The organism is Pseudaeromonas sp. HNCC25DJ180 (genome assembly GCF_055413345.1).
In genome coordinates, this window is the sequence record NZ_JBVAYF010000005.1 from 153,870 (window position 1) to 170,084 (window position 16,215).

The 16,215-nt window shown below is 54.3% G+C and carries 21 protein-coding genes and 1 tRNA gene; 6 read left to right on the forward strand and 16 right to left on the reverse strand.

Features of this window, described 5'->3' with window-relative positions; all coding sequences use genetic code 11:
• Positions 1–2 precede the first annotated feature (2 nt).
• The 10 genes from ACZYTD_RS06270 to ACZYTD_RS06315 all read right to left on the reverse strand — a co-directional run bounded on the left by ACZYTD_RS06270 (position 3) and on the right by ACZYTD_RS06315 (position 8,191).
• Positions 3–1,103, reverse strand: a complete 1,101-nt coding sequence (locus ACZYTD_RS06270; protein WP_463890381.1) for a flagellar basal body P-ring protein FlgI — start codon at positions 1,101–1,103, stop codon at positions 3–5.
• A 9-nt stretch (positions 1,104–1,112) separates the two neighbouring features.
• Positions 1,113–1,790 carry a flagellar basal body L-ring protein FlgH gene (gene flgH, locus ACZYTD_RS06275; RefSeq protein ID WP_463890383.1) on the reverse strand — a complete coding sequence of 226 codons (678 nt, stop codon included), beginning with the start codon at positions 1,788–1,790 and terminating at the stop codon, positions 1,113–1,115.
• Between the two features lie 23 nt (positions 1,791–1,813).
• On the reverse strand, positions 1,814–2,602 hold the full coding sequence (gene flgG, locus ACZYTD_RS06280) for a flagellar basal-body rod protein FlgG (protein WP_463890385.1): 789 nt from the start codon (positions 2,600–2,602) through the stop codon (positions 1,814–1,816).
• Positions 2,603–2,620: 18 nt separating this feature from the next.
• Entirely contained in the window at positions 2,621–3,367 is a 747-nt protein-coding gene (locus tag ACZYTD_RS06285) for a flagellar basal body rod protein FlgF (RefSeq protein ID WP_463890387.1), read from the reverse strand.
• Between the two features lie 144 nt (positions 3,368–3,511).
• A complete protein-coding gene (flgE, locus tag ACZYTD_RS06290) occupies positions 3,512–4,837 on the reverse strand; it encodes a flagellar hook protein FlgE (protein ID WP_463890389.1) in 1,326 nt (441 codons plus the stop codon).
• A gap of 28 nt (positions 4,838–4,865) precedes the next feature.
• Positions 4,866–5,552 carry a flagellar hook assembly protein FlgD gene (locus ACZYTD_RS06295; RefSeq protein WP_463890390.1) on the reverse strand — a complete coding sequence of 229 codons (687 nt, stop codon included), beginning with the start codon at positions 5,550–5,552 and terminating at the stop codon, positions 4,866–4,868.
• An 11-nt stretch (positions 5,553–5,563) separates the two neighbouring features.
• Positions 5,564–5,980: a flagellar basal body rod protein FlgC gene (flgC, locus tag ACZYTD_RS06300; RefSeq protein ID WP_463890391.1), complete on the reverse strand. Its 417-nt coding sequence runs from the start codon at positions 5,978–5,980 to the stop codon at positions 5,564–5,566.
• Entirely contained in the window at positions 5,977–6,378 is a 402-nt protein-coding gene (gene flgB / locus ACZYTD_RS06305; RefSeq protein ID WP_463890393.1) for a flagellar basal body rod protein FlgB, read from the reverse strand. Before flgB ends, flgC begins: the two co-directional genes overlap by 4 nt.
• 55 nt (positions 6,379–6,433) lie before the next feature.
• On the reverse strand, positions 6,434–7,258 hold the full coding sequence (locus tag ACZYTD_RS06310) for a CheR family methyltransferase (protein ID WP_463890395.1): 825 nt from the start codon (positions 7,256–7,258) through the stop codon (positions 6,434–6,436).
• Between the two features lie 21 nt (positions 7,259–7,279).
• Entirely contained in the window at positions 7,280–8,191 is a 912-nt protein-coding gene (locus ACZYTD_RS06315; protein WP_463890396.1) for a chemotaxis protein CheV, read from the reverse strand.
• Between the two features lie 128 nt (positions 8,192–8,319).
• Between ACZYTD_RS06315 and flgA the strand changes: the two genes are divergently transcribed.
• The 3 genes from flgA to ACZYTD_RS06330 all read left to right on the forward strand — a co-directional run bounded on the left by flgA (position 8,320) and on the right by ACZYTD_RS06330 (position 9,894).
• Positions 8,320–9,042, forward strand: a complete 723-nt coding sequence (flgA, locus tag ACZYTD_RS06320; RefSeq protein ID WP_463890397.1) for a flagellar basal body P-ring formation chaperone FlgA — start codon at positions 8,320–8,322, stop codon at positions 9,040–9,042.
• An 85-nt stretch (positions 9,043–9,127) separates the two neighbouring features.
• Positions 9,128–9,481: a flagellar biosynthesis anti-sigma factor FlgM gene (gene flgM, locus ACZYTD_RS06325; protein ID WP_463890399.1), complete on the forward strand. Its 354-nt coding sequence runs from the start codon at positions 9,128–9,130 to the stop codon at positions 9,479–9,481.
• Positions 9,478–9,894 (forward strand): flagella synthesis protein FlgN, encoded by a 417-nt coding sequence (locus ACZYTD_RS06330; RefSeq protein ID WP_463890400.1) that lies wholly within the window; start codon positions 9,478–9,480, stop codon positions 9,892–9,894. Before flgM ends, ACZYTD_RS06330 begins: the two co-directional genes overlap by 4 nt.
• A 177-nt stretch (positions 9,895–10,071) precedes the next feature.
• On the opposite strand, the gene ACZYTD_RS06335 is transcribed toward ACZYTD_RS06330, so the two are convergent.
• Positions 10,072–10,494, reverse strand: a complete 423-nt coding sequence (locus tag ACZYTD_RS06335; protein ID WP_463890401.1) for an LPP20 family lipoprotein — start codon at positions 10,492–10,494, stop codon at positions 10,072–10,074.
• A gap of 10 nt (positions 10,495–10,504) precedes the next feature.
• Positions 10,505–11,140: a FlgO family outer membrane protein gene (locus ACZYTD_RS06340; protein WP_463890402.1), complete on the reverse strand. Its 636-nt coding sequence runs from the start codon at positions 11,138–11,140 to the stop codon at positions 10,505–10,507.
• A 140-nt stretch (positions 11,141–11,280) separates the two neighbouring features.
• Between ACZYTD_RS06340 and ACZYTD_RS06345 the strand changes: the two genes are divergently transcribed.
• Both ACZYTD_RS06345 and ACZYTD_RS06350 read left to right on the forward strand, forming a co-directional pair.
• Entirely contained in the window at positions 11,281–12,435 is a 1,155-nt protein-coding gene (locus tag ACZYTD_RS06345) for a flagellar assembly protein T N-terminal domain-containing protein (RefSeq protein WP_463890403.1), read from the forward strand.
• Between the two features lie 97 nt (positions 12,436–12,532).
• Positions 12,533–12,608 (forward strand) — tRNA-Arg (locus ACZYTD_RS06350).
• A gap of 100 nt (positions 12,609–12,708) precedes the next feature.
• Here the strand turns inward: ACZYTD_RS06350 and blaOXA are convergent.
• From blaOXA to ACZYTD_RS06365, 3 genes are all read right to left on the reverse strand, one after another.
• A complete protein-coding gene (blaOXA, locus tag ACZYTD_RS06355) occupies positions 12,709–13,503 on the reverse strand; it encodes a class D beta-lactamase (protein WP_463890404.1) in 795 nt (264 codons plus the stop codon).
• Between the two features lie 122 nt (positions 13,504–13,625).
• Positions 13,626–14,231 carry a hypothetical protein gene (locus tag ACZYTD_RS06360; RefSeq protein WP_463890405.1) on the reverse strand — a complete coding sequence of 202 codons (606 nt, stop codon included), beginning with the start codon at positions 14,229–14,231 and terminating at the stop codon, positions 13,626–13,628.
• Positions 14,232–14,341: 110 nt separating this feature from the next.
• Positions 14,342–14,824, reverse strand: coding sequence for an N-acetyltransferase family protein (locus ACZYTD_RS06365; RefSeq protein ID WP_463890406.1), 483 nt, complete (start codon positions 14,822–14,824; stop codon positions 14,342–14,344).
• 156 nt (positions 14,825–14,980) lie between these two features.
• Between ACZYTD_RS06365 and ACZYTD_RS06370 the strand changes: the two genes are divergently transcribed.
• Complete coding sequence (locus ACZYTD_RS06370; protein WP_463890408.1) at positions 14,981–15,808, forward strand: SDR family oxidoreductase; 828 nt, start codon at positions 14,981–14,983, stop codon at positions 15,806–15,808.
• A gap of 66 nt (positions 15,809–15,874) precedes the next feature.
• On the opposite strand, the gene ACZYTD_RS06375 is transcribed toward ACZYTD_RS06370, so the two are convergent.
• Complete coding sequence (locus tag ACZYTD_RS06375; RefSeq protein ID WP_463890409.1) at positions 15,875–16,213, reverse strand: DUF1904 domain-containing protein; 339 nt, start codon at positions 16,211–16,213, stop codon at positions 15,875–15,877.
• Positions 16,214–16,215: the final 2 nt, after the last annotated feature.

Here is a 16,215-nt window from a genome sequence, read left to right on the forward strand (position 1 = left end):
CCTTAAAGGATCACCAACTCACCCTGAATCGCACCTGCCTGCTGCAGGGCCTCCAGAATGGCCATCAAATCACCAGGCGCGACCCCAACCTGATTCACCGCCCGTACCAAATCATCCAGCGAATTGCCGGTATCCAGCTTAAACATGCGGCTATCAGCCTGTTGCACATTAATAGTCGAGTTCGGCGTCACGGTTGTCTCACCATTAGAGAAGGCATTGGGCTGGGAGACCTGGGGATTCTCGGAGATGGTCACCGTCAAACCACCATGGGTAATAGCGGCAGGCTTGAGTTTGACCTGACTACCAATGACGATAGTACCCGTCCGGGAGTTAACTATGATTTTGGCCGCTTCATCAGCCGGATCCACTTCCAAATTCTCCAGCGTCGCCAGATAGGAGACCCGTTGTGAGGGCTCCCGGGGCGCATAGACCTGGACCGAGGTCGCATCCAGGGCTTGGGCAGTATCGGGGCCCACCAAGCCATTGATCACATCAACCATGCGTTTAGCCGTGGTGAAGTCGGAACGATTGAGGTTGAAGGTGATGGTATCGCCATTGGCAAACGAGGTGGCCACTTCGCGCTCGACCATGGCGCCATTGGGTACCCGGCCCACGGTAGGGGTATTCACCACCACCTTAGAGCCATCAGCACCCTCGGCCCCTAGCCCACCCACCACCAAAGAGCCCTGAGCAATAGCGTAGACCCGGCCATCCACCCCCTTGAGGAAGGTTTGCAGCAGAGTACCGCCGCGCAGGCTCTTGGCCTCACCAATGGCGGAAACGGTTACGTCAATGGTTTGACCCGGCTTGGAGAAGGCTGGCAGCTCGGCATGAACCGCTACCGGGGCCACATCCTTAATCTTGGGCTTGAGGTTATCCGGCACCTTGATGCCGAAGTTGTTGAGCATGGTGCGGAAGGTCTGTTCGGAGAAGGCGTTGTTCTTCTCACCGGTTCCCGGTAGGCCCACCACCAGACCATAGCCCATCAATTGGTTGCTACGCACCCCTTGTACCTTGGCCAAATCTTTGATGCGCGCGGCCTGGGTTGGTAGGCAAAGCGTCAGCAGCAGTGAAGCCCATACTATCCGAATCGACTGTTTCATGACCATCTCCTAGAAGGGACTCCATGGACCATTGAAAAACTGTGCCAACCAGCCACGTTCTTGCGAATTAGCGAAGTCACCCGAGCCGCCATACTGGATCCGGGCATTGGCCACCCGCTGGGAGATCACTGTATTGTCCGCATTTACGTCTTCGGAACGCACTATGCCGGTAATGCGGACATATTCGTTGCCGTTGTTCAACATCAACCACTTTTCACCGCGCACCATCAGGTTGCCATTCGCCAAAACTTTGACGACGCTGACCGAGATATTGCCTTGCAGGCTATTACTCTGATCCGCCTTGGATTGCCCTTTGAAGCTGTTCGTGGCCCCCATGCTGGCGCTGGTATTGTAACCATTGAGCGTGACGGTATCGCCGCCCAGCTTCAACGCATCCATCCCGAGACTGGAGTCTTTACCCTGTTGCGAGTTGGCATTTTTTTTGGCAGTAGTCGATTCAGCAAGTTGTACCGTGATGATGTCCCCCACCCGGTGCGCCTTGATATCCGAATAGATGCTGTTGACCTGTCCCTGATTGAAGATCGAGCCTGTCGGCTCCACGTTGACCATATCCTCTTCCGGCATGGTTGGCGCAAAATCGGGATCATTAGGCTTGGGACCATTGGGCAGAGAGGTACAACCCACGACCAGCAAGGGCAACAACAACAAACAGACACGACTAACCATAACCACCTCCTAACCAACCTGACTCAGCTACGCTGTGTCAGGAACGACATCATCTGATCGACCGTACTCAACACCTTCGAGTTCATCTCATAAACCCGTTGGGCCTGGATCAGATTGACTAGCTCTTCCGTTACATTGACGTTGGAGGTTTCCAGCATGCCCTGTTTGATCACGCCCAACCCATCAGCTCCCGCAACCCCTTGCAGTGGCGCACCGCTGGATTGGGTCTCGGCATAAAGGTTTTCACCTATGGGCTGCAAACCGGACGGGTTAACAAAGTCAGTCAGCGTCAATTGGCCGACCACCTGAGATTCGGCTTGATCCTTCAACTTCACCGAAACCTGGCCATCCCCCCCCACGGTCACGCTCTCGGCGTTTTGCGGTATCTGGATCTCGGGTTGGATGGGATAGCCCATGCCGGAGGTGACCAGGGTCCCCTCCGAGTTCAGCGAAAATTGGCCATTACGGCTATAGGTGGTCGTGCCGTCCGGCATCTGTACTTCGAAGAAACCCCGCCCCTGGATCATCACATCCAGCGAGTTGTCCGTGGTCTGCACGTTGCCCTGGGTAAAGTTCTTCTGTGTGGCCACCACCTTGGTTCCCGCCCCCAGCATCAAGCCGGAGGGCAGCGTGGTATCAGCCGAGGAGCGACCGCCGGGCTGGTTGATATTCTGATAGAGCAAATCTTCAAAAATCGCCCGCCCTTTCTTGAAACCTACCGTCGAGGCGTTGGCCAAGTTGTTTGAAGCCACAGAAATATTGGTTTGCTGGGCATCCAGTCCTGTCTTACTAATCCACAATGCGGGAATCATAGCGTCCTCCTACTGGACTCAGCTCAGCCGTAATAGCTGATTCTGTGCTTCATCATTCTTTTCGGCGGTCTGCATCATCTTGACCTGGGTTTCAAACTGGCGCTGCAGACGAATAAGGTTGGTCATCTCATCCACTACGTTCACATTGCTGGACTCAAGTGCCCCACTCATCACGGTGACATCGGCGGCCGCCAGCTCTGATTTACCATCTAGCCGACGGAACAGGCCATCCTGCCCCTTGGTCACACCCTTGAGATCTGGCTTGACCAACTTGATCCGCTGAAACTCCTCTATCGTGTCCGGTGCCGCGCCTTCAGGCCGCCCGACCACAGTGCCATCCTGGTTGATTTCAATCTTTTCCATGGGCAGCGGCAAAATGATGGGCTGTCCCGCATCATCCACGACACTGAGACCCGTGCTGGTTTCCAGCACCCCCAATGCCGAGACGCGCAGGCTCCCCATACGGGTAAACGCCTCCTGACCATTGGCATCCTTGACCGCCAACATACCGTCCCCCTGCACCGCCACGTCCAGATCCCGACCCGTGGTCATCAAACCACCCTGCTCCATTCGTTGGCCTGGACTCTCCGTCATGGCAAACACCCGGGAGGGTAAACCATCGCCGTACACCTGCATGGCCCGCGCCTGCTCCAGGTCGGCCTTGAAGCCAACCGTGTTGGCATTGGCTAAGTTATTACCGCGGATCGCCAGGCTATTCATATTTTCCTTGGCGCCCGACATGGCGATGTACAGCAGATGATCCATGGCTCGCTCCAGTCAAAAGGGTGACTTAATCATCAAGCTTGCAACTATGGTGCCAAGGATTAGAAAGGAAATAGACAGAGGAGAAAACAGAAACGAAACTTAAAAAAAGGGCGGCAATGTTTGCCGCCCGGAGGGAACCACTAATTAACGGATCTGCAGTATGGTCTGCTGCAGTGTGCTGTTCACTTCCAGCGCCCGTGAGTTGGCCTGATAGTTACGCTGCGCAGTGATGAGATCCACTAACTCGGAAGAGAGGTTGGTGTTTGAGGCCTCCAGAGCCGAAGACTGCACACTACCAACCGTACCCACCCCAGCCACTGAGGGAACAGCCTCACCTGAATCTAGGGAGGCCTTCCACGCGGTATCACCGATCTGGGTAAGCCCCTGAGGGTTGGAGAATTTGGCCATAGCCACCATGCCCAGATTAACCGTCGAACCGTTGCTATAAGCGGCGCTGACCACACCATCGGAACCGATATTCACCTTCGTCAATTGTCCGACGGTGGAGCCATCCTGGGCCAGACTGTTGACTTCAAACGGCGAGGCATACTGAGTGATACTGTCATATTTCATGTCAAACACCTGGGTGCCATCCGCCCCATTGGTGATAACACCCGCAGCCCCCAATGTCTCGGTACGCAGGGGATTAGGCGCCGGATTAGTGGCCACTGTAGTATCCAGTACCCCTTGGGAATCAAACACCAAGGTGGCACCCAGCGGCATGGAGGCCGTGGTCAGGGGGGGCGTCGCCGCATAGCCACCAGCAATATCAACCGGCATATCATCCACGTAGGTAAGCTGGCGCCAGGTATTGGGATTAGCCGCAGTGGAGTCCTTCAGGAAGTATTGGCTGACCGTATGGGACTGGCCCAACGAGTCATAGATCACCACAGAGGTAGAGGAGGTATAGGTATCAGACTCGGTTGGATCAAACTTGGCTGGGTCCACTGTCTTGCCATTGGCCGGCAAATTCAGGCTGGCATTGATCTGAGAAGTCATCTGCGGTTTACCCGCCACCGCCGGGATCTGCAAGGGTTGCGTCGAATCCAGGCTCACCGCCTTGGGGGTGCCATCGGAGTTCACCTGATAGACCTGCAGGTAGTTACCCTGCGCCGTGGTCACAAAACCGGCATCATTAACCTGGAAAGCCCCGGCCCGAGTGTAGGAACGATCCAGACTACCCACACTACCCGAGGTGACAAAAAAGCCGTCGCCCTTGATGGCCAAGTCCAAGGCGTTATTGGTGTTCTGCAGCGCGCCTTGATGAAACTGCTGGGTCACCGCCGCCGTGGCCACGCCATTCCCCACTTGGGTTCGGGCATTGGCGAAGACAGAACTCGAGTAGACATCGGCAAATTCTGCTCGGGAGCCTTTAAAACCGGTGGTATTCACGTTAGCAATGTTATTTGCTGTCACATCCAGGTTTTTCTGTGCGGCATTCAGCCCACTCAGTGCAATATTGAATGACATAATGGCTCCTTCGCGATTCGCCTATAACTTATTTGGATACTTCCAAAACTTTGCTCAACTCAATGGAGCCTAGTCCACTGAGATTCAAACTGGTCGAAGTACTGGATGACCCCAGTGTCACACTGTTGACCTTGCCGTAGACCAGAGCCGACAACTCCTGGCTCTTGCCATTGACTAGGCCATTAACCTGGACCGTGTACTTACCTTCCGGAGCGACATTGCCCTTGTCATCTTTACCATCCCAACTGAAGGGGACATTCCCGCTCTGGGAACCTGAGACGGCATACTGATGCACCACCTCACCACTGGCGTTGGTAATACTCACCTTCAGATCCGAAGCGCCGGAACCGGTAGCCAACACACCATCCATGACGCCATCCTTGGCCAGGTAGCCCGCGTTAGAGGGCAGCAGCACCTTCTGCCCCACCAGACTCGAGGCTATCAGCGCCTGACTGGAGGTAACCGAACTACTCAGGCTGGTCACCGACTTGTTCAGGGAGGCGATGCCATCCACAGTCGAAATCTGCGCCATCTGGGAAACCATCTCGGCGTTATCCGCCGGCTTGGTTGGATCCTGGTAGGCTAACTGAGTAGTCAACAACGACAGAAAATCGCTCTGACTCAGAGTGCCACTATTTTTCGCCGACGCACTCTTGCTGGCTGCGGCAGTCGCAGCTTCATTAGTGGTCAGCCCTAGATTGCTATAGATAGACACGAGACGCCTCCTTAGCCTTTACCCAGTCGCAGGGTTTGCAGCAACATCTGCTTGGCCGAATCGGCTACCTGCACATTGGTCTGGTAGGAGCGGCTGGCACTCATCATGTCGGCCATCTCCTCCACCTGATTCACATTGGGCCGATAGATGAAACCATCTTTATCGGCCAGCGGATGGGTCGGGTTGAACTCACGCAGCAGGGGCGCATCGCTTTCGACTATCCCCTTCACCTGAACACCGGCAGATTGCTCGCCACCCATAGCATCATCCAGCGTTGCGGCAAAAACCGGCCGCCTGGCACGGTAAGTCGTATCCGCACTGGAGCTGACACTATCGGCATTCGCCAAATTACTGGCAGTGGTATTCAAGCGCACGGATTGCGCACTCATGGCCGAGCCAGCTATGTCAAAAATCCGAAACAGACTCATGCTTGGTCTCCCTTGATCGCCTTCAACAGCCCGGCGATACGGCCATTGAGAAACTCCAGTGATGCCTGATACTGCAGGCCATTTTCCAAGAAGTTGCTGCGTTCTTGCTGAATATCCACTGTGTTACCGTCACCAGTATCTGCTTGATTTGGAACGCGATATTTCAGTGCGCCAGATGAGCTCACTTCACTGCGAATATGGTGCTCATTGGTCAAAGAGAGACCAAAACTTTGACCAGACTGGGCTTGTTGCAACGCCGCAGAAAAATCGAGATCTTGAGCCTTATATCCCGGTGTATCTTCATTCGCGATGTTGTTCGACAACACCTCGGCGCGCTGAGCGCGAGCCCCGAGGGTGTACTGATGGATCCCGAATGCTTTATCAAATGAAATGGCCATGGCGCACCTCCTGTCAAATTTATTGTGCAAGAGGTATGCCATGAATTGAGGCGGGTTATTTGACTTTGTAGACTATGCCTGGATTACAGCGAACCATCTCGAAGCGATCGGTCAAGCCGGTCAGGGACTCCGAGGCCCCCAGCATCAAGTAGCCACCAGGATTAAGGCTGCCAGCAAACTGGTTGAGGATCTTCGACTTCACTTCCGGTGCAAAGTAGATGAGTACGTTGCGACAGAAGATAATGTCAAACTTGCCTAACAAGCTGTAACTATCCAGAAGGTTAAAGGGGCGAAAGGCCACCAATTTTTTGACTCTGTCGTTGACGCGCATTTTGGTTTCACCAAAGGGCTCGAAAAATTGACGCTTACGCTCCGCCGACAGGCCTCGGGCCAGGGCTAGGCTGTCGTATACCCCCTCTTTGCATTGGTTAAGCATAGAAGGTGAGATATCAGTGGCCGTGATCTGCACTCCCCCTGACAGGGTCCCCGGTTTCTTGAATTGGTGCTCCAAGGCCGTCATGGCAATGGAATAGGGCTCTTGCCCAGAGGAACTGGCGGCAGACCAAATCTTCAGTGGACGGCCATTCTTGCCCAGTTCGGGGAAAATTTTGTCCGTCAGCAACTGAAACGGATAGATGTCGCGAAACCAGAGGGTTTCATTAGTGGTCATCGCATCCACGACTGCCATCTTTAGATCCCGCTCCTTGGGATCCATGGCGCGTTTGATGAGATCAGAAAGGGAGTCAGAACCGTATTGCCCCAGCAAGGGAGCAAGACGGCTCTTGACCAGATATTGCTTATTGGCGCCCAAAACAATCCCGCTTTGGACCTCCAAAAAGGCACTGAACTGTTTATACAAGTCTTCGGACAGTGTCTTCATTTAATTTCTGCATCTAGTAAGTTACATGGCATCCTGAACGGCCTTCGCCAATTCATCTGGATGAAACTTGGCAATAAAGTTGTTCGCTCCAACCTTCTGCACCATGGCCTGGTTGAATACACCACTCAAGGAGGTATGCAAAATAATGTGCAATCCTTTGAGCGCAGGATTATTTCTAATCTCGGCAGTCAAGGTGTAACCATCCATTTCTGGCATTTCAATATCGGAGATCACCAAGGCGATTTGCTCTGCGATAGGTCCTTTCTTGGCCATGTCATTCAACATATCCAAGGCGTCTTTGCCATCTTTAGCCAAGATGCAACTCACGCCAATGGCATTGAGCGCGCGTTCAACCTGCTTACGGGCCACAGAGGAATCGTCTGCCACCAAAACCGGACGACTATGAGGATCCCTGCGACTACTCTCCTCCACCAAAGCCTTACTCACCTCGGTATTGATGGGCGAGATCTCGTCGAGGATCTTCTCCACATCAAGGATCTCCACCAGCTCACCGTCCACTTCTGTAACCGCCGTCATGTAGTTATAACGACCCGCACCCTTGGGGGGAGGCAAAATGGATTCCCAGTTCATGTTGATGATACGCTCAACATTGCTGACCAAAAAGCCCTGCACCGAACGGTTGTACTCAGCAATGATGATGAAACATTTGGAGAGATCACCGATAGGGCGGCCACCCGTGGCCATACTCAAGTCAATGACTGATATGGTATGACCGCGGATATGAGCCACACCACGCACATAGGGGTGAAGTTTAGGCATGACTGTCAGCGATGGACACTGTAGCACTTCACGCACCTTGAAGACGTTAATGCCAAAGCGTTGACGGCCATTCAAACGAAAAAGCAGTAACTCCAATCGGTTTTGCCCTACCAATTGAGTAAGCTGATTCACTGAGTCCAGGATACTCGCCATAGTTATCTCCATTGTAAGGCCGTTGGCACCAAACCTGCATATTCGGCAAAGTGAAGTGGTAGCGTTAGGCTATTAACCTTAGACCGGGGCCGTCTCGGTCGTCTTATTCAAGGATAGTATATTTCTATATGTCGTTATTCTGCTTTATCGGCAAGCACTTGAAAACGATTAGTCGGTTATCTCTTGTCGTGTCAGGGCTCTGCATCACCTTTTCGACCTGGGCGGCTGACGATCTCTTGCAGCAGCTACAAGATCAGGCCGAACAATTTGTCTACAGTCAGTTGATTATCGACCCCACAAGCCAAGTTGAAGTCAACGCCAGTCAGATAGACTCGCGCCGACAACTTCATGCCTGCCCTGAGCATATTACAGCTAGTGTAGCTGGTAATGGTGAGATCAAACGAAATACCGCGGTGAAATTAAGTTGTGATAGTGACCCACGCTGGGAGATTTTCGTACCGGTACGAGTCAAGATCTTGCGCCCCTTTGTCACTGTGAGCCAAGCCGTGGCTAAATCCACGACCCTTTCGGCCGAAAATCTGAAAGTGGAGTTCATGGAGGAGGTGCTGATGCGAGGTGACAGCTTTGATAACATAGAGAAACTTATCGGCACTCGCAGCAAGCGAGATTTGCGTCCTGGCCAACCTGTGCGTAGCAACCAAATCTGTGTAGTATGCAAAGATGACACGGTAGAAATTGTCGCCGAGACAGGTGGCATATCCATTCGTACCGCCGGTAAGGCGCTACAGGATGCCAGTTATGGTGAGCAGTTGCGGGTTGAAAACTTACGCTCCCACAAGGTCATATCAGCCCAAGTCGTGGCAGTGGGCGTGGTAAAGGTCGAGATGTGAGAAACTGCAAAATATTTTCTAAAGTTAACCTCTACTCTGCCGATACCAAGGCATGAAGAGAATTCGGCAACCAAGGTAGCTCATCATGGCCATCAACAACCTGAACAACATGCTGAACAATGCCAGTGGTAAAGTTACCGGCAGTAAATCAGCCCCGGCGCAGACCAGCGGCAATGTCGCAGCCAACAACAGCGCCACCCAAGAAGCGGTGAATAATGCCAGCAAGGGTGTGGTGCGTCAGGATGCTGTGCTGCTGACCGACCAGGCTCAGCTGCTGACTAAGATGCAACAGAAGATTGGCTCCTCCACCACCACCAATCAAACCAAGGTGGAACATCTGAAGGCCGCAATTGAGAAAGGCGACTACACAGTCGACAGCCAGCGCGTAGCCAAAAAGATGCTGGATATGGAAGCCGAATTGGATAAGTTGAATAAATGATGCCGCTGATAGAGCTACTGAAGCAACAGCAACAGAATCTTGACACCATGATGACGCTGCTTGAGCAAGAGCTGGACTTGCTCAAGCAGCGTCATGCTATTCCATTGGCCGAAGTTGCCGAGCAGAAACAACAGTTGCTCGAACAGATCCAAGCCCTGGACAGTAGCATATCAGCTCACCCTGATGTGGCAGAACTCAACACCTCTCTGCTCAGCCAGCAGCAGCAACTGCGTGAAACCCTGACCCATTGTCAGGAAAAGAACGATGTAAATGGCCGCCTCATTGAGCTGACTCTCAACTCAAATCGCCGTCTGGCCAACATGCTGACCCAGATCCGAGACAAGAACAACATCACCTATGACAGCAAGGGGCACACTCGTCCCACCAGTTCCACCATAGGGATCAAAGCCTGACACCCATCAGGCTTTTTTGTTTTAACCGCCCTGCCGCCTCTCCACACGCAGGTTATCTAAGCCATAACCCTCTTCTGTTTCCCGAAGAAATATCTCGCGCAGGCAATGCTCGGAAGAGATGAAGGTTTTGGTAAAAGAAGGGAAATACGCCGCACCGAAGAGCACGGCACTACCAGATTAATAGGCGTTCTGCAGTTTATAGAGATCGTAGAGTACCCGGGTATCGAGTTCCAGCTCGGTGGCATACATGTTATCTACCGGGTAGCTCTTGAGCACCCGAGCACCACGCACCATCCCCTCTACTGAGGCCTGCAACTGGTTATTGGTCTGCACCGCATCCCGCAAGGTGGTGGAGCCTTGTAGTGACTGGCCATACACCTGCTCAGTCAGCTCCCGATAGGCATCGAGTTTGGACGCACGCAGGGCTTGCAGCATCTTCTCCGCCCGGCTTGGACCAGGCTGCACATCGACTATGGCGTAACCAACCGCATGCAGAACCGGAAAACGATCCGGCTCCTCCACCTGATAGCGAGTGACCCCATTGCTAGAGCAAGCCACCAGCCACAACGCCATACTACCGATCAACAATCGCTGCCACATGATGAATGCCTCAATGGGTTAACGTAACGGATGGGCTGTACTGGCCATAGGGGTACTCACCCCGCACTATCATCCCCTTGGTGACAGTCACAGTACGCCCCGTACTGCCTGGCTCCAGCCCGCCCTTGAGCATATCGCTTGGAATGAAGCCCTGAGCCGTGGCTTCTACCATATGTGTTTTCAGACTGACGATACGGGCATTGACCACGACGCCCTGATCGTTGCGCGACAGGGTGCCGGTCAGGATACGCGACACCGGCACGCGTTTGGCGAGCTCAGTCCAATCCCGGCTAAAGATAAAATCCCCTTCCGGGGTTACCTTGATGCTGCCAGTCACCTTGTAATCCAGCACCACCTCACCGCGTCTATGCAACTCATGGATCATGTCTTCGGCCATCTGTTGCCCCAACCAATTGGTATTTTCCAGGGTGTTGAGATTGACGAATGAGGCCACAGCGATCGGGTTCAGTATCGAGCCGCCGCTAAGCTTGGTCTGGAACAGGCGATCCGCTAACTCGGAGACCAAGCGATTGAGTTCAACTCCCGAACCATTGGGCCCAGCATAGGGAGTGCTCTTCGGCTGAGTCTGGGTACTGCAGGCACAAAGTGGTAGCAACAGGCAAAGCCACAACGCCGTTTTGTTCATAAGACTCTCCACCCTTTATCCTTGTTTCACAGGTTATCGGCCTGACCGTCCATTCCTGAAGCCGCATTTCACACTAGCTTGGCGGCATGCTAAATGCATTGAATGGCTCATGATGATAAAAACCTAGCAAGATGGATACCATGAATAAGTGGATTTGGCTCATTCTTCTGCTGGCCCTTCCCGTTCAGGCCAACTGGATCAAAGCACGTGGCAGCGCGCCCATAGTCAATGGCGATACCGAATTTGCCCGCGAACAGGCCACCCAAGATGCCCTGCGTCAGGCCATGTTGCAGGCAGGAGCCTCGGTCTCCAGCATCCAAAACCTCAGCAACGGCGCCCTCACCCGCGACATGTTCCAGATCCGCGCCAACAGTGAGATCCGCCAATATAATCTGCTGGAAGAGGAGCGGCAAAACGACCGGCTGTTTGTCACCCTGCGTGCCTATATAGTCGCCGACCGCAGTCGCTGCAGCGGTGCCCAATATGCTAAGGGCATCACCCTGATTCGTTTTCGTCTGGCCGACAGTGATCAAGCCAGACATGGTCAAATTTATGAACTCAACAGCGAGATCACCCGTCAACTCTTCAACCGCCTGAGCGGCCTGAGTCAAAATTTCGTCACTCGCCGCTGGTTAGATGAAAACCTGGGACTGGATCCACGTCGCCTGCTGCAGGGGGAAAACAGTTACCACCGTCAACTGCAAAGTCTAGCCGCCGAGACCGACAGCCAGTACCTACTGTTTGGCGTACTGCAGGACATCTCTTTGCGCGATGCCCAGGGCAACCTGCTGGATCAGTGGCTGGATGACCCCATCCGTCACTTCAGCATGCAGCTCTACCTGTTCGATGGCCTCACCGGCGAGCTCAGCGAGCAAAAAAACTATCAAGGCGAAGCTGTCTGGAGTTTTGATAAGCAGGAGCAAGTGGATGTCACTGGTCAGAAGTTCTGGAACTCTGCTTATGGTATGGAGATCAGCGCCCAACTCAATCGGGCGGTACAAGATCTGCAGCTCAAGCTACAATGCACCAACCCCATTGCCCGCATTATGCGCATCGATGGCGACAACTACCATATCAATCTTGGTAAGCGTAATGGCATCAAAACCGGCGATCACTTTTATATCGAGCAAAGGGCCGACTTTACCGATGGCTTTGGCCGCGATCGCACCATCCGCAACCCCACGACAGGGATGATGGAAGTCAAACGGGTCTATGAAGACAATGCTGTCATGATGCCGTTGAACCGCTACGCTCCCGGTAACATCCAGATCAACGATCTGGCCGTGCTTGAATAAGCCCCTGATCAGACTGGAGCAATTGTGTCTCCAGTCTGGCTTTCAACCTTGGCTTTGCTATAATGCACGCCGCTCGGCAGGTCATGCTAGAGCAAATGTCCCCGTAGTTTAACTGGATAAAACTGTTGCCTCCTAAGCGACCGATCTGGGTTCGATTCCCGGCGGGGACACCAAAATAAAAAACGCAGCCCATGAGCTGCGTTTTTTGTTAGCTGGCCAAGGCCGAGTAGCTAAGCGACGTCATCTCAATGCTTAAAGCGCAGGGAACGACAACTACAGCACCCCCTCTGCTTTCATGATCGCCATGGGCAGGGCTTTACGCACCGGAAGCTTGGCTTCGTCGCTGACATCCATATTGAAGGCAAAAAAGGTCACTTCTGTCCCTTTCTCCACCCAGCCAATCCACCAGGCAATGCCCGGTTGTATCTTGCCCTTGATCCCCGTGTACCCGCTCTTGGCGCGCAATAGGTACTCAGGCGTCGCTTCGGCAATCAGGGCATCCTTGACGATCAGCTGATTCTGTTTAGTCGCCGGTAGACGGTTATGGTAGAGCGCCTCCAGAAAGTGCACCTGCTGCTGCGCCGAGATGCGCAAGCCGCCATCCAGCCAGAACCGCTCTAGGCCCCCGCTACTATCCCGATTGCCATAGGCAAACTTATCAAGATAGGACTGCATCCGCTTGGGCCCTATCTGCCGGGCAAATTGCTGGAATACAGGTACAGCAGAGGCCTGCATGGCCCCGCGCAGGGTAAAATCCTGCTCCCACAGAGCCATCTCCCTGGGCTTGCCATCCCATTTGAAGATCTGCTGCTCACTCTGCACTACCCCGGTTTCCAGCGCGATCAAGGCATGAGGCACCTTGAAAGTCGAGGCCGGAATAAAGGCCGTTGCCGCCCGAACCTTATCGTTGGTGACGCACGTTTGGCTGCTCTCCTTGCACAGGATCAAGACACCATGCACCTCCTCTTTGACAAAGTAATCATTCCACTGGCTCTGCTCTTGCAGAGGTATCGCGAACAGACTCTGGCTTACCAGCCACAACAGTAACCCGCCAAGATATTGGGTCATAGGCTCCTCTAGCTATTGGATGAATAAAATAGATCGTAAACCTGGCCACAGATGAGCAAAGCGTTAGCCTGGCAGATGAGATCACCCTATGTTACCTCAACTCCCTGTGCCTTCTCGCCGCCTCACTCCTCATGGTGCTCACTATTTGCCTCTTCCAACTCTTGCCGATAACGCAATAATCCCTGGCGATAACTCTCGGCATCACCATATTCAAAGAATTGCGGGTAATGATCGTGAGCAGCGCGAATGCGACGAGCATGTTTGATGGGACACCAATACTGCTCCGTGCGAGCCGCCACCTCACGAAAATAGGCCGCCAACCCATTGCCATAGGAGCAGTAGCCACAGTTGAGTTTCTCGATGAGGTTGAGATAGGGCAAGTCAGTGCGATCAAACAGCAGATAGTCAGCCCGGCGCACACGAGAAATCCCATAGATGGGAAAACAGATACGCTGATAGATCCACAAGAAGAGATCAAGCAGCAGCAAGGGGATGATGCCAGAGTAGATGATGGGGGCAGTGAGTAGATTCAGCACCCTAGCCCGGCGCAGATAACGAAACAGCCCCGTCTTGAAGTGCCGCTGCTGGCGAGCCACCTCTTCACTAAACCGGATGCGTTTCTTCTCTATGACGAAGTGGAAACTTTCCCGGTTGTGGCGAAATTCCTGCTCCATCTCCTCCTGCAATAACCGGATCTTGACGATCAACTCACTGATCTTGTCGGTCATGTGACTACCTCGTCTAAGGAGGGACGAGCGCAATAGCGCCAGCGGTGAAGATGCACTCACTCTCTGAGTGTAGTCGGCTTACTCTGTGACGGCCCGAGCATCGCGCCTTACTACTCGGCTAAGCCCGGATAGATCATCTCAAAGGTATGCTCACTCTCCTGATCCAGCACAAAGCCGTGGCGCAGATAAAGTCGCAGGGCGGGATTGAGCTTGAATACACTCAAGGCCACACTGGCCCCCGCCAATCGGGCCTGTCCAACCGTCCACCCCAATAACCGATCGCCTAATCCCTGACCTTGAGTCTGCGGCTCAAGCTGGATCTGTACCAACTCCCAGTTCGTTCCGCTAGCCACCAATTTGAAGAGCCCTATGGTCACGGAGTCGCAGAGCAGGATGCGAGCATGATCCAGATGCAGCGTCACCCGCGCCAAGTACTCCTCTTCACTAGGCGCCAGACCATGGGCCTGCAGGTGACGATCCATGGTGCGGTGACGCAGATCCAGCAGGTAGGGAATATCGGCTTGGGTTGCGGGTCGGGAAGGCAGCGGCAACGTATCCAGCAGGGAATTGACGGGGACAGGCTGTGTAGACATGAGGCTCTCCGGCTTGTGAACTACGACAGACCATAACATATCTCTGGGCCCCTGGGCTCATGCCTGCCAAGCGGGATAAGGGCCGGACGGCCACAACTTGCCCCCCTCGACCACTGGCATATACTGGCTGCTCCATTCCCATCAGGAAGCGATACTGTGCCTCGTTATCTGCTTATTACCGGTTGCTCCAGTGGCATAGGCCATCATGCCGCCCTGCGGCTGCAACAAGAGGGGTTTGCCGTCATCGCCTCGGCGCGCAAGGCCGAAGATGTGGCCCGACTACAGGCTGAAGGGCTCACCGCTGTTCAACTGGATCTGACCGATAACGCCTCGATCACCGCCGCCGTGGCCCAAACCCTGAGCCTGTGCCAGGGACGGCTCTATGGCCTGTTCAATAATGGCGCTTATGGTCAACCAGGTGCCCTGGAAGATCTACCCACCGCCGCCCTGCGCGCCCAATTTGAGACCAACTTTTTTGGCTGGCATGAGCTGATCCGGCAACTCTTGCCGCCTATGCTGGCCGCAGGTGAAGGACGCATCATCCAGAACAGCTCGGTGCTGGGGCTGGTGGCCATGAAATATCGCGGGGCCTATAACGCCAGCAAGTTTGCCATCGAAGGTTATAGTGACACTCTGCGTCTGGAGCTGCGCGGCAGCGGGGTATATGTCAGCCTGATCGAGCCCGGTCCTATCGACAGCCGCTTTCGCGCCAATGCCCTGGCCGCCCTGCATCAGCACATCGATCTGCAGCATAGCCGCCATGCCGACGTCTATGCCCAGACCCTGGCACGCCTGGAGCAGGTGGTGCCCGGCAATCGCTTTACCCTGTCGCCGGAGGCCTGCATTCCGCCCCTGCTTCATGCGCTCAAGGCCAAGCGTCCTCGCAACCGCTACCAGGTGACCACGCCCAGCAAGCTGTTAGCCCTGCTGCGCGGTTGGCTTCCTAGCCGCTGGCTCGATGCCTTGGTCGCCAAACAGAGTTAAGAAAGGCAGTGAAAACCGAGTAACGGCTGAAAAATAGAGGCGCCCCTGTGGTCGCCTCGATTCAGATTAGCGCCCGTAGTGCTGGCCATTATCGTAGTAGGCGGTGCGAGTCAGGGGCAACACCACCACGGCCACCTCCTGGGCCTCGCCCAATTGGGCTTTCACGGCTGAGGTGATGAGCCGCGCGGCGGCATCTTGTGCCTCCTGGCCCCGGTCGAACCATAATAGCTCCACGAAGGGATAGCCCGGGGTGGTCTCTCCGGCGATAATGAATTCACTCTGCACCCGCTCCAGGGTGAAGTGGGCCACGGGGGCTCCGGTCAGCTCGCTGAGCTGTGCCACCAGTTCGCCACTCAGGCGCGCCAGCGGTTCCCGCTCGATACCGCGAAAACGTAAGTGAGGCATAA

Excerpts from the sequence above, each read along its gene's own strand:
- flgB (WP_463890393.1), bottom strand. The coding sequence starts at position 6,378 with ATGGCCATTTCATTTGATAAAGCATTCGGGATCCATCAGTACACCCTC.
- ACZYTD_RS06365 (WP_463890406.1), bottom strand. The coding sequence starts at position 14,824 with ATGTCTACACAGCCTGTCCCCGTCAATTCCCTGCTGGATACGTTGCCG.
- ACZYTD_RS06335 (WP_463890401.1), bottom strand. The coding sequence starts at position 10,494 with ATGTGGCAGCGATTGTTGATCGGTAGTATGGCGTTGTGGCTGGTGGCT.
- ACZYTD_RS06310 (WP_463890395.1), bottom strand. The coding sequence starts at position 7,258 with ATGAAGACACTGTCCGAAGACTTGTATAAACAGTTCAGTGCCTTTTTG.
- ACZYTD_RS06270 (WP_463890381.1), bottom strand. The coding sequence starts at position 1,103 with ATGAAACAGTCGATTCGGATAGTATGGGCTTCACTGCTGCTGACGCTT.
- ACZYTD_RS06315 (WP_463890396.1), bottom strand. The coding sequence starts at position 8,191 with ATGGCGAGTATCCTGGACTCAGTGAATCAGCTTACTCAATTGGTAGGG.
- blaOXA (WP_463890404.1), bottom strand. The coding sequence starts at position 13,503 with ATGACCCAATATCTTGGCGGGTTACTGTTGTGGCTGGTAAGCCAGAGT.
- flgM (WP_463890399.1), top strand. The coding sequence starts at position 9,128 with ATGGCCATCAACAACCTGAACAACATGCTGAACAATGCCAGTGGTAAA.
- ACZYTD_RS06345 (WP_463890403.1), top strand. The coding sequence starts at position 11,281 with ATGAATAAGTGGATTTGGCTCATTCTTCTGCTGGCCCTTCCCGTTCAG.
- ACZYTD_RS06340 (WP_463890402.1), bottom strand. The coding sequence starts at position 11,140 with ATGAACAAAACGGCGTTGTGGCTTTGCCTGTTGCTACCACTTTGTGCC.
- flgH (WP_463890383.1), bottom strand. The coding sequence starts at position 1,790 with ATGGTTAGTCGTGTCTGTTTGTTGTTGTTGCCCTTGCTGGTCGTGGGT.
- flgC (WP_463890391.1), bottom strand. The coding sequence starts at position 5,980 with ATGAGTCTGTTTCGGATTTTTGACATAGCTGGCTCGGCCATGAGTGCG.
- flgE (WP_463890389.1), bottom strand. The coding sequence starts at position 4,837 with ATGTCATTCAATATTGCACTGAGTGGGCTGAATGCCGCACAGAAAAAC.
- flgA (WP_463890397.1), top strand. The coding sequence starts at position 8,320 with ATGTCGTTATTCTGCTTTATCGGCAAGCACTTGAAAACGATTAGTCGG.
- flgG (WP_463890385.1), bottom strand. The coding sequence starts at position 2,602 with ATGATTCCCGCATTGTGGATTAGTAAGACAGGACTGGATGCCCAGCAA.
- ACZYTD_RS06285 (WP_463890387.1), bottom strand. The coding sequence starts at position 3,367 with ATGGATCATCTGCTGTACATCGCCATGTCGGGCGCCAAGGAAAATATG.
- ACZYTD_RS06330 (WP_463890400.1), top strand. The coding sequence starts at position 9,478 with ATGATGCCGCTGATAGAGCTACTGAAGCAACAGCAACAGAATCTTGAC.
- ACZYTD_RS06360 (WP_463890405.1), bottom strand. The coding sequence starts at position 14,231 with ATGACCGACAAGATCAGTGAGTTGATCGTCAAGATCCGGTTATTGCAG.
- ACZYTD_RS06375 (WP_463890409.1), bottom strand. The coding sequence starts at position 16,213 with ATGCCTCACTTACGTTTTCGCGGTATCGAGCGGGAACCGCTGGCGCGC.